Consider the following 11,142-nt stretch of genomic DNA (forward strand, 5'->3'; position numbering starts at 1 on the left):
TTACCGCCGTGAAAGGGCGGTGTCCTAGGCCTCTAGACGAAGGGGACCCCGGACTTAAGCATTTAAACTCGGCTTAAAAAGAGCTTATTGAGAGAAGTTGGTGGAGCTAGACGGGATCGAACCGTCGACCTCTTGCATGCCATGCAAGCGCTCTCCCAGCTGAGCTATAGCCCCAAGCTATCTCTCATTACATTTGAGTGTACTGCCAGCAATTTGCTGCCCTGTGTCTCAACTGCGAGGCGCATTCTATGCAGCACACCCAAATGTGTCAACGCCTTTTTTAGGAATTTATTCTGGCTGCTACAAATTCAACCGCTTTGGAGATTCTTTGCTCGCAACGAGCTTTCCCAATGAGAAATAAGGTTAAATCCACAGCAGGAGATTGGCCGGCACCTGTCACGGCAACCCGCAAAGGCATACCGACTTTACCCATTCCTACCTCCAGTTCGGCCGCAGTTGACTCAATGGCATTGTGAATCCCTTCCACGGTCCACTCAGACAGAGCTGCCAACTTCTGCTGCACCAGTTGCAAGGGTTCCAATGCGACCCCACGCAAGTGCTTCTTGGCCTGTGCTTCATCAAACGCCTCGAAGTCTTCATAGAAGTAGCGGCTGGAAGCAGCCATCTCTTTGAGTGTCTTGCTGCGCTCTGCCAATGCAGTAACGATTTCAGCCAGTGCCGGGCCATTACTGGTATCTATCTGCTGATCACGCATGTGCCATTCAAGGAAACCGGCCACATATTCTGGATCCAGCGACTTCATATAGTGCTGGTTCAACCAAATCAGCTTTTCGGTATTGAATGCCGAAGCCGCCTTGTTGATATCGTCCAATTTGAAGAACTGCTTCATCTCCTCCAGAGAGAAGATCTCCTGATCGCCATGGGACCAGCCCAAACGCACCAGATAGTTCAGCAAGGCTTCCGGCAAATAACCGTCATCACGATACTGCATTACGCTCACTGCGCCGTGACGCTTGGAAAGCTTGGCACCATCGTCACCCAGGATCATGGATACGTGGGCATACTCAGGAACAGGTGCACCCAAGGCCTTGAGAATGTTGATCTGTCTTGGGGTGTTGTTGATATGGTCTTCACCGCGAACCACGCAAGTAATACCCATATCCCAGTCATCAACCACCACACAGAAGTTATAGGTAGGCGTACCGTCACTGCGGGCAATGATCAGGTCATCCAGTTCTTCGTTGGCAATTTCAATCCGGCCGCGAACATGATCATCAAAAACCACGCTGCCTTCCTTGGGGTTTTTGAAACGCACTACATATGGTTCATCTGTATCACGGGGAGCGGCATCACGGCAGCAGCCATCATACTTCTGACGTTCGCCCTTGGCGGCCTGCTCTTCACGCAGAGCTTCAATGCGCTCACGAGAGCAATAACACTTGTAAGCCGTGCCCTCTTTCAGCATCTGAGCGATGATCTCATTGTAACGATCGAAGCGTTTGGTCTGATAGTAAGGCCCTTCGTCCCAATTCAGGCCCAACCATTCCATCCCTTCCAGAATGGCATCAACCGCCTCCTGAGTAGAACGCTCAAGATCCGTATCTTCGATACGCAGCACAAACTCGCCATTATTGGCACGGGCGTGCAGCCAGGAGTATAGAGCAGTACGGGCACCGCCCACATGAAGAAAGCCGGTAGGGCTGGGAGCAAAACGCGTCTTGGTGGTCATAATTGAACACTAACCTTAAGAATAAACGCCTGCCAGGCAGGCAAATGAAAAGTGCGCATATTCTAGCAGCCTAACCCTACAGGGGAAAAGGGCTCTGGCCGACAGTCATAAGATAGATATTGCAGTCCTGACTTGACATGACATAAACAAAGCAGGCCCAGATCATTATCCTGGGCTGCAATACCATCGCTTCTTTCACTCTGGCTAAATTTTCAACTACGCTTCAGGAAAGCATCTTTTTTGTGGAACAGAGGCTATGACAGGAATCAGTCAATCGGCTTCCCTCGCCAGCATTGCGGCCTATTTGAAGCACACCAACGACTATGACGAGCAAACAGCGCAAAAAGAAGCCAGAGAAGTGATGCATAACCTGGTGACTATGCGTCAGAAAGGCTTTATCACCGGCTGGTACTTTGACGAGCAGGGGCACCTAGAGCTACTGCCCAGTGACGCCATCCTCAAGCGCATAGATCCCCCCAAGTAAATCAAAGTCGCAATAGGCGGTTTTCCACCCAAAGTCGACAGCACCGTGAGCAAGATCTCACCCAAACAGCAAAAAGGTGTGACAAACACCAAATAAACTACACTTTAGCAACCAATGAGTTACAAAAAAGTAATCAAGTTGGCGCACTACTTGCCTTAACCAATACAGACCTTAGGGAAAGTCGGCTGTATTCCCGCTGGAGATACGCACTTTGGGGTACGTATTTTTCAATAACTCAAGAGCATATAAAAAGGACACATCATGAGTGCATTCAATCCATCCAAACTCTTTACCCGGTTACTGAAAACCCTTGCCAAAGTGACGGCTTTGGCCGGCGCATTGGCGAGCTTCTCGGTTCTGGCAGAACCGGTAGAGATCAAGTTTTCCCACGTTGTGGCAGAAAACACCCCCAAGGGCCAGATGGCACTGAAATTCAAGGCCTTGGTCGAAGAACGCCTGCCGGGTGAATATCAGGTCAGTGTGTTCCCCAACTCACAACTCTTCGGAGACAACAATGAACTGGCCGCGCTGCTGCTCAACGATGTGCAGTTGGTTGCGCCATCACTTTCCAAGTTCGAGCGTTACACCAAAAAACTGCAGCTGTTCGATCTGCCGTTTTTGTTCAAAGACATGGCCGCTGTCGACAAGTTCCAACAGAGTGAAGCCGGGCAAAAGCTGCTGAACTCCATGAAGCGAAAAGGCGTTGTTGGCCTCGGTTATCTGCACAATGGTATGAAGCAGTTCTCTGCCAATGAGCCGCTGCTGTTGCCCAAGGACGCCAGCGGCAAAAAATTCCGGGTTATGGCCTCTGACGTGCTGGCGGCTCAGTTTGCCGCCGTCGATGCAACTGCGGTTAAAAAGCCCTTCTCCGAGGTGTTCACCTTGCTGCAAACCCGCGCCATAGATGGTCAGGAAAACACCTGGTCCAATATCTACTCCAAAAAATTCTTCGAGGTGCAGAGCCATATCACCGAAAGTAACCATGGTGTGCTCGACTACATGGTGGTGACTTCCAACACGTTCTGGAAGAGTCTGCCCGGCGATAAGCGGAAAATCATCAAAGAAGCGCTCGATGAGGCCATTGCCTACGGTAACAAAATTGCCGGTGACAAGAATGACCAGGACCGCCAGTTGATCATCGACTCCAAACGCTCCTTGGTAGTTGAGCTCACCCCAGAGCAACGCCAGGCCTGGGTTGATGCAATGAAGCCGGTATGGGCTAAATTTGAAGACCAAATCGGCAAAGACGTGATAGATGCCGCCGTGGCCGCCAACCAGTAAGTCAGTATGGGGGCTCCGGCCCCCGCAATTTCTGCGGAGAGCAATATGATTTCACGCGCCTTGGGCTACTTTGAGGAAGGCTTTCTCAACTTATTGATCACCCTGATGACGGTACTTGTCTTTGTCGAAGTCGTTGCCCGCTTCTTTTTCAATACAGGGTTTCTCTGGATGCAGGAGCTGACATTGACCCTCTGTGGTTGGTTTGTCCTCTTTGGCATGTCATACGGCGTTAAAGTCGGTGCCCATATAGGTGTCGATGCCTTCGTCAAAAAGCTTCCCAGGACAGGCCGCAAATACGCCGCTATGCTGGCTGCTGTCATCTGTTTGATCTATTGCGGCCTGTTCCTTAAAGGCAGCTGGGATTACCTCAGCCAGATGTATCAGATTGGGATACCCATGGAAGATATCGACTTCCCCCATGCCCTGGTTGCCAAACTGGACCCCGACTTTGCCTGGGAAACCCTGCGCATAGATGTGGAAGATCCGGCAGTACCGCTGTGGATCTCCCAAAGCATTCTGATTATCGGTTTTGCCATGTTGACCTGGCGTTTCATTGAACTGTTTTTTGCCATTCTGACCAACCGTTCACAAGGATTCAGCTTCCACGATGAAGCCAAGGAAAGCATGCACCTGGCAGATGAAAACGAAGCCGGCGAAGACAAAAACAACTCCAAGCATGAGTAGGTAACGCCATGACAATAGCTACCCTCTTTATCGTCTTATTTGTTTGTATGCTGCTCGGCATGCCCATTGCCATTGCACTGGGTTTCTCCAGCATGCTGACTATTTTACTGTTTTCCAACGATTCGCTGGCCTCTGTGGCCCTGAAACTCTATGAGTCCACTTCAGAGCACTATACTTTGCTGGCGATCCCTTTCTTTATTCTGTCCTCGGCCTTTCTCTCCACCGGCGGCGTCGCCAGGCGGATCATCGACTTTGCCATGGACAGCGTCGGCCATATCCGCGGCGGTTTGGCCATGGCCTCGGTCATGGCCTGTATGTTGTTTGCTGCCGTCTCCGGCTCTTCTCCGGCCACAGTGGCAGCTATCGGCTCCATAGTTATCGTCGGCATGATCCGCGCCGGATATCCACAAAAGTTTGCCGCCGGGGTTATTACCACCTCCGGCACCCTGGGAATACTGATCCCACCATCGATTGTGATGCTGGTTTATTCGGCAGCTACCGAGGTATCGGCGGCGCGGATGTTTATGGCTGGACTGATCCCTGGCTTACTGGCGGGAATACTAATTATGCTGGCCATCTATATAGTGGCCCGTATCAAGGGCTTGCCCTCCCTACCCTTCCCCGGTATTCGCAAGCTCTCTATCTCAACGGCCAAGGCCATGGGTGGCCTGATGTTGATTGTCATAGTGCTGGGCTCCATTTACGGCGGGGTCGCCAGCCCCACGGAAGCCTCGGCAGTCGCCTGCGTCTATGCCTATTTCATTGCCGTCTTCGGCTATCGCGATATCGGGCCTCTGAAAAATGTCGCCTGGCGCAATCCTGGTGAGCCTAAAGTCAAAGCCATAGGCCGCAATCTGGGGTACAGCTTACTGGGGTTACTCAAGACGCCGGCCGACAAAGAGATACGCGCCGTCGTCAGGGATGGCGCCAAAGTCAGTATCATGCTGCTGTTTATCATAGGCAACGCCATGCTGTTCGCCCATGTATTGACCACAGAGCGGATCCCTCACATGATTGCCGAAAACATAGTCGGCATGGGCCTGCTTGCCTGGGGCTTTCTCATCATAGTCAACCTGTTGTTGCTGGCCGCAGGTAACTTTATGGAGCCATCTGCCATTTTGCTCATCATGGCTCCCATCCTATTCCCCATCGCCACCCAGTTGGGGATCGACCCAATTCACCTTGGGATCATCATGGTGGTCAATATGGAGATAGGAATGCTGACGCCGCCGGTGGGGCTTAATCTGTTTGTGACCTCGGGGATCACAGGCAAGAGCATAGGTTGGGTAATCCACGCGTGCCTGCCTTGGCTGCTGCTGTTACTGGGGTTCCTTATTCTGATCACCTATGTTCCTCAAGTGTCCCTGTTCCTGCCTGAGTATCTGGATTCACTGCGGGGCTTTTAATCCTTGAAATCATCAGGGCTATCGGCGAGTCTAAGACTCGCCGATTTCTTACGCCGGAACTACACCGCAATGACGCCGGGACAATAAGATGCCGCTCAACAACAAGACCCGAAAGCGCCTGCTTATCACCACCATGCTGGTGACGGGTCTGTTTATTACCCTCAAACTGACCTACTGGTACCATCTGGATAAAGGATTCACCCAATACCAAGTCTTGGCTGACAAACAGCTCAGCGAAGTCATAGGCTTTATTGAAGGCGCACTCATTCGCTATGAGAGTATTCCCCATGTGCTGTCCACCAACCCCATGCTTGCCCGGGTAATCAAGAGTAGCGCAGACAAGCGCGAAATCAGCAAAATCAACAAGTACTTTGAAGAGATACAGCATGTCACCGAAGCCTCAGATATCTATCTGCTCAATAGCCAAGGGGATGCTATTGCCGCCAGTAACTGGCAGCAAGCCTATTCGTTTATCGGTCAGAATTATGCCTTTCGCCCCTACTACACAGAAGCCATAGCCGGCAGGCTGGGCAGCTATTACGCCGTCGGCACCTCGTCCAACACCAGGGGGTTTTATTTCTCCTACCCGATTTACGATCAGGGTAAAGTACTCGGTGTCATAGTAGTCAAGGTCGATATTGCCGATATTGAAGAGCAGATGACGGGGCTGGCCAAGGCGGGCCAGTATGAACTGGCCATCAGCGGTGAGGATGAAGTCATCTTTCTGGCCAGTATTGCCAATTGGCGCCTGAGGTCACTGCACCCCCTGGCTGCGGAAAGGTTGCAACAGATAACCCTTAGCCGCCGTTATGCCGACCGTAAGCTGCAGGAACTCAGGATAGATCCGCCCTACCGGCAGGAAACTCTCCCCCACAGGGCACTGTATCGGATAGAAAACGATCAGGGGCGGGCCCAATATCTGGATACCCGCAATGAAATGACCAAGGTAGGCTGGTATGTACATGTGCTGACACCTGTGGCACCTTTGTATCGTTCACTGCCCCCTGTGATGCTGCTGTCCGCCAGTATCTTTCTGTTGCTGGCATTGGGGCTGCTGTTCAGTCTCGAGCGGCGCCGTAACCTAAGACGCATGCGCCAGGCCCAGAGCCAGCTGGAACATAGGGTCAAAGAACGTACCCGGGAGTTGGAAGATGCCAACACCCAACTGAAACAAACCCAGGATGAATTGATCCAGGCCGCCAAGCTGACTGTCATCGGCAGTCTGTCTGCCAGCATCAACCATGAAATCAATCAACCATTGGCGGCGCTGCGCAGTTATGCCCAAAACACTCAAACCTTTCTTGGTCGGGGCATGCATGACAAGGCACAGGAAAATCTGGTCACCATCATCAGCCTAACCGACCGCTTGGCGGAAATAGTTGCCCAGTTCAAGAGCTTCACCCGTAAGAGTCAAGGCCAGGACAAGCCCACCAGTATCAATGAAACCGTGCAGGAGGCGCTGACCATAGTGCATCCGGAAATCGACAAGCAGGGGATCCGGCTCGAACTGCAGCTCCCGGGTAAGCCCTGGTGCTTCTACGGCGATAAAATACGCCTGCAACAGGTACTGGTGAACCTTATCAGCAACGCCATAGTCGCCATGCAACGAGTCGATGAGCGTTTGTTGACCATCAGCATCAGCGTAGAAGAGATGCTGTGTATCCGTATTCAGGATTCCGGCCCAGGCGTCAACGAAAGCCAGATGGAGAAAATTTTCGAACCCTATTTTACCACCAGCCAACGACAGGGATTGGGTCTGGGACTCTCCATCTCCCGCCGAATTGTCGAGTCCATGCAGGGCTCCATCAGCGTCACCAACGCCGCCGAAGGTGGCGCTATATTTCAGATCCTGTTGCCTCTGTACCGCGGCGAGGAAACCCAATGAGCGAACAAGAATACACAGTCCTGATCCTGGACGACGAACCCCATATAGGCACAGTGCTGAGCCAATTATTTGAACTCGAAGGCATCAGTGCCAAGGCATCGACCCAAGCGAAAGAGATCTTGCGCCACCTCAGCCGCGACTGGATGGGAGTGGTCATTACCGATGTCAACATGCCAGGCATGGATGGCATCAGTGTCATGCAGCAAATCAAACAGCTGGATGCCGATCTGCCGGTGATACTGATCACCGGCTTTGGCGATATTGCCATGGCGGTCAGCGCCGTTAAACAGGGCGCCTATGACTTTCTGGAAAAACCCTTCAACAACGAACATATACTGGACGTCGTCAAGCGGGCACTGGACAAGCGCAGCCTGACGCTGGAGAACCGCAAGCTCAAGCAGGAGCTGGAATCCCAGAGCCTGCCAGGCCCCAGGATCCTCGGCAACAGTCCGGGTATCCGTCAGATGCGCCATCTCATCCACCAGGTGCTGGATACTCCGGCCGATATCCTGATTGAGGGTGAAACCGGCACTGGCAAAGAGTTGGTTGCCCGTTACCTGCACGATCACAGCCCCAGACACGGCGCCAACTTTGTCGCCATCAATTGTGGTGCTATCCCGGAAAACATCATAGAGAGTGAGCTGTTTGGTGCAGAAGCAGGAGCCTTTACCGGCGCCGACAAGACCCGGATTGGCAAATTTGAGTACGCCAACGGCGGTACCCTGTTCCTCGATGAAATTGAAAGCACACCTATGGCATTGCAGGTCAAGCTACTGCGTGTACTGGAAGACAGGAGAGTCGAGCGTCTGGGCTCCAATAAATCCATAGCGCTGGATATCAGGGTGATTGCCGCGACCAAGGTCGACCTCAAAGAACTGTGCCGCCAGGGCAGCTTTCGCGAAGATCTCTTCTATCGTCTCAATCTGGTGACTGTGGCCATTCCGCCGCTGAGGGAGCGACGGGAAGATATTCCCTTGCTGTTTCTGCACTTTGCCCGTATCGCTTCGGCCCGCTACCACAAGGCGCTGATTGCCCTTGGCGGTGAGCAGCAGGCCCGTCTCAGTACCCATGAATGGCCCGGCAATGTGCGCGAATTGAGAAATCTGGCGGAACGTTATGTTCTGCTTGGCGCCGAGGCAGCCTTTGCCGGCGCCATGGGCAGCAGTGACAGCCTGCAAAGCGGCATGTCACTGACTCAAAGGGTGGAGTTTTTCGAAAGACTGCTGATTGAAGAAGCCCTGGCGCACAACAAGGGCTCCATCAAGCTGACCATGGAACAGCTGGAGCTACCGCGCAAGACCCTCTACGACAAGATGCGCAAATACGGTCTTGAGCGTAAAGACTACCTCAACGATGCCCCCTGAGGCGTATCCATCTCCTGGCTGAGCGGCTGTTTTTGCCGCCAGCCAAGGCGCCAAACCGCCAGCGAAGTCAAAAACAGCAAAACCATGGATCCCATCACCACACCCTGCCACTCGCCCCGCTGCCAGAACAGCATCAAAAAAGGGCCTCCCATTGCGGCGCCAAGGTAATAGCAGCACAGATACAATGAAGTTGCCTTGGCCCTGTGGCTGCTGGCACGCATGGCCACAAAGGAGTTACAGCAACTGTGGGTAATAAAAAAACCGCAGGAGGTAAGCAAAAAGCCTACGCAGATCCACACCTGGGTATCCAGCAGAGTCAGCAGACTGCCGCACAACATCAGCAACAAGGAAATTCTGAACAAAGGCAACTGTCCATGGCGGGCAATCCACCTGGCGGTGTAATACGATGCCAGTGTGCCGCTCGAATAGCAGAGGAAGATCAGTGTCGCCTCAAACCGGCTCCAATCATAAGGCGGTGCCATCAAGTGCAACTGAATAAAGCTGTACTGGTTGACCATCATCATAAATGCCAGCCCACCGATAAGGTAAGCCAGTCGCATCTGACCATCCTTGAGGTGATGCACAAAACCCCGTAAGTCTTCACTGCCACCGCGCCAGAAACGCCACTGTTTCGGCAGCCGTTCTCGCTTGGCGGCGCTGACGGCATTGGGCAGCAAATAACTGACCAGCGCCACCCCAAACAGACTCACCGCCAGCAGCAGCCACATGGCATCCTGCCACAATAGATGTTGCGACATCAGCCCACCAAACAGCCGACCGATAATGCCACCGAAACTGTTGGCGGTAATGTAAACCGCCGCGGCCTTGAGCATGGTCTCAGGTCTGAGCTGCTCCTTGAAATAAGCCATGGCGATGGCCGGCACAGCCGCCAGCAATATCCCCTGAAGCAACCTCACAGCCACCAACGCATTGAAGTCTTTAACAAATACCAACAAGATATTGGACAGCGCCAGAGCCCAGAGGCTGATAATAATCGGCTTGTGACGGCCAATTCTGTCCGAAACTATGGCATAGCCAAGCAAGGAAAACGCCAGCGTAAAGCTGGTGACAGACAGTACCAGAGTTGACTTGGCCGCCGTTACCTGAAAATGCTCGGCAATCAAGGGCAGCATCCCCTGCATCAAATACAGATTGATATAAACCACCACTGAGGCCACGCACAGTGCCCAAATCAAACGGGTATCACGCGCATGTCGGCCAACGGCTTCGACCTTAGTCACTCTGACCTCTTAAATTAGCAAAGGATTCACCACAACAAGGTTAGCACCGGGCAATGCATAACAATAATAGATAAATAATATCGATTTCATCAATTTTTGTTATGCTTGAAAAACTTCCTCAAGATTATCCGCAAGAGTAAGGCGAGACGTGGACATCAGACAACTAAAACACCTGGATAACCTGGTTAAGTACGGCAGTTTCACCCGAGCAGCAGAGAAGCTGAATTTGGCCCAACCCGCCCTCAGTCAGAGTATCAAGCGGCTGGAACAATCTCTCGGCGTCACTCTGGTCGACCGTAGTGGCAGTCGCCAGGAAAACGGCATTCGCCTCACTGCCGAAGGGCTGGCGCTGCATCAACATGCGGTATTGATCCTCAAACAGCTGAGTCAGGCAGAAGCCCATATCCGGGCCATGGCCGAGCTGGCCAAGGGCGAAGTGCGAATTGCCGTGCCCGGTATGTTGGGCTCTTTCTACCTGCCGTCACGGGTGATGGCTTTTCGCCATCAGTATCCGGATTTGAAGCTGTCGCTGTTTGAGGGAGGCACCCGCGATGCCCTGAGGATGCTGGAGCAGGAAGAGGTGGATATAGCGATTATCACGGCCCAGGATCTCAAGCCTGAGTTCGAGTCCTGTCTGTTAATTAGAGAGCAGATGGTGGTAGCTTCAAGCCCTGAACACCCCTTGGCCACAAACGAGGCCGTAACGCTGGAGCAGTTTTTCGCCCATGAGTTAGTGATGTTCAAACCCGGTTATTTTCATCGTGAATGGATGCTGAGCCGAGCCAGAGAGCTGCAACTCGAGCCTAGGATCGCCTTTGAAACCAACCTGATAAACCTGATAAAACAGATTGTAAGTCAAGGATTTGCCGTCACCAGCGTGTTGGAAATGGTGGTCAATGAAAGAGATGACATCATCGCCCTGCCCTTCGCACCGCCAGTGTATCTCGACCTGCATATTGCCTGGAAGAAACAGCGCCCGGTGAGCCAGGCCGACCGAGCCTTTGTGGAGTTTTTGCTGACCAATAAGTAAAAAATCTCATCGCAAGTCTCTTCGCGAATTCAACTCCGAAGTGCACCACTCGCTAAATTAGGCTGCCTTGCGTAATT

General features: G+C 52.6%; 9 protein-coding genes and 1 tRNA gene. 7 read left to right on the forward strand and 3 right to left on the reverse strand.

The window, feature by feature from the left end; translation table 11 throughout:
- Positions 1–98: 98 nt before the first annotated feature.
- Together CX651_RS19085 and gltX are read right to left on the reverse strand one after the other, a co-directional pair.
- Positions 99–174 (reverse strand) — tRNA-Ala (locus CX651_RS19085).
- Positions 175–280: 106 nt separating this feature from the next.
- Positions 281–1,690, reverse strand: coding sequence for a glutamate--tRNA ligase (gene gltX, locus CX651_RS19090; RefSeq protein ID WP_101057638.1), 1,410 nt, complete (start codon positions 1,688–1,690; stop codon positions 281–283).
- Between the two features lie 256 nt (positions 1,691–1,946).
- On the opposite strand from gltX, the gene CX651_RS19095 reads away from it, so the two are divergent.
- The 6 genes from CX651_RS19095 (at position 1,947) to CX651_RS19120 (ending at position 8,794) form a co-directional block, all read left to right on the forward strand.
- Entirely contained in the window at positions 1,947–2,174 is a 228-nt protein-coding gene (locus CX651_RS19095) for a hypothetical protein (protein WP_101057640.1), read from the forward strand.
- A gap of 261 nt (positions 2,175–2,435) precedes the next feature.
- Positions 2,436–3,455 carry a TRAP transporter substrate-binding protein gene (locus CX651_RS19100; protein WP_101057642.1) on the forward strand — a complete coding sequence of 340 codons (1,020 nt, stop codon included), beginning with the start codon at positions 2,436–2,438 and terminating at the stop codon, positions 3,453–3,455.
- Positions 3,456–3,500: 45 nt separating this feature from the next.
- On the forward strand, positions 3,501–4,139 hold the full coding sequence (locus CX651_RS19105; protein ID WP_025012078.1) for a TRAP transporter small permease: 639 nt from the start codon (positions 3,501–3,503) through the stop codon (positions 4,137–4,139).
- Positions 4,140–4,147: 8 nt separating this feature from the next.
- The gene (locus CX651_RS19110) at positions 4,148–5,545 is read left to right on the forward strand and encodes a TRAP transporter large permease (protein ID WP_101057644.1); all 1,398 of its coding nucleotides are present in this window, start codon (positions 4,148–4,150) and stop codon (positions 5,543–5,545) included.
- A gap of 88 nt (positions 5,546–5,633) precedes the next feature.
- Positions 5,634–7,430, forward strand: coding sequence for a sensor histidine kinase (locus CX651_RS19115; protein ID WP_101057647.1), 1,797 nt, complete (start codon positions 5,634–5,636; stop codon positions 7,428–7,430).
- A complete protein-coding gene (locus CX651_RS19120) occupies positions 7,427–8,794 on the forward strand; it encodes a sigma-54-dependent transcriptional regulator (RefSeq protein WP_101057649.1) in 1,368 nt (455 codons plus the stop codon). Before CX651_RS19115 ends, CX651_RS19120 begins: the two co-directional genes overlap by 4 nt.
- Here the strand turns inward: CX651_RS19120 and CX651_RS19125 are convergent.
- Positions 8,773–10,035 carry an MFS transporter gene (locus CX651_RS19125; RefSeq protein WP_226564212.1) on the reverse strand — a complete coding sequence of 421 codons (1,263 nt, stop codon included), beginning with the start codon at positions 10,033–10,035 and terminating at the stop codon, positions 8,773–8,775. The genes CX651_RS19120 and CX651_RS19125 overlap by 22 nt on opposite strands.
- 148 nt (positions 10,036–10,183) lie before the next feature.
- On the opposite strand from CX651_RS19125, the gene CX651_RS19130 reads away from it, so the two are divergent.
- Positions 10,184–11,065 (forward strand): LysR family transcriptional regulator, encoded by an 882-nt coding sequence (locus CX651_RS19130; RefSeq protein WP_101057652.1) that lies wholly within the window; start codon positions 10,184–10,186, stop codon positions 11,063–11,065.
- Positions 11,066–11,142 lie beyond the last annotated feature (77 nt).

This window comes from Shewanella chilikensis (assembly GCF_002836945.1).
Taxonomy (GTDB): domain Bacteria; phylum Pseudomonadota; class Gammaproteobacteria; order Enterobacterales; family Shewanellaceae; genus Shewanella; species Shewanella chilikensis.

What these genes read in the sequence shown, in the direction of transcription:
- CX651_RS19115 (WP_101057647.1), top strand. Translation starts at nt 5,634, where the DNA reads ATGCCGCTCAACAACAAGACCCGAAAGCGCCTGCTTATCACCACCATG.
- CX651_RS19105 (WP_025012078.1), top strand. Translation starts at nt 3,501, where the DNA reads ATGATTTCACGCGCCTTGGGCTACTTTGAGGAAGGCTTTCTCAACTTA.
- CX651_RS19120 (WP_101057649.1), top strand. Translation starts at nt 7,427, where the DNA reads ATGAGCGAACAAGAATACACAGTCCTGATCCTGGACGACGAACCCCAT.
- gltX (WP_101057638.1), bottom strand. Translation starts at nt 1,690, where the DNA reads ATGACCACCAAGACGCGTTTTGCTCCCAGCCCTACCGGCTTTCTTCAT.
- CX651_RS19095 (WP_101057640.1), top strand. Translation starts at nt 1,947, where the DNA reads ATGACAGGAATCAGTCAATCGGCTTCCCTCGCCAGCATTGCGGCCTAT.
- CX651_RS19110 (WP_101057644.1), top strand. Translation starts at nt 4,148, where the DNA reads ATGACAATAGCTACCCTCTTTATCGTCTTATTTGTTTGTATGCTGCTC.
- CX651_RS19100 (WP_101057642.1), top strand. Translation starts at nt 2,436, where the DNA reads ATGAGTGCATTCAATCCATCCAAACTCTTTACCCGGTTACTGAAAACC.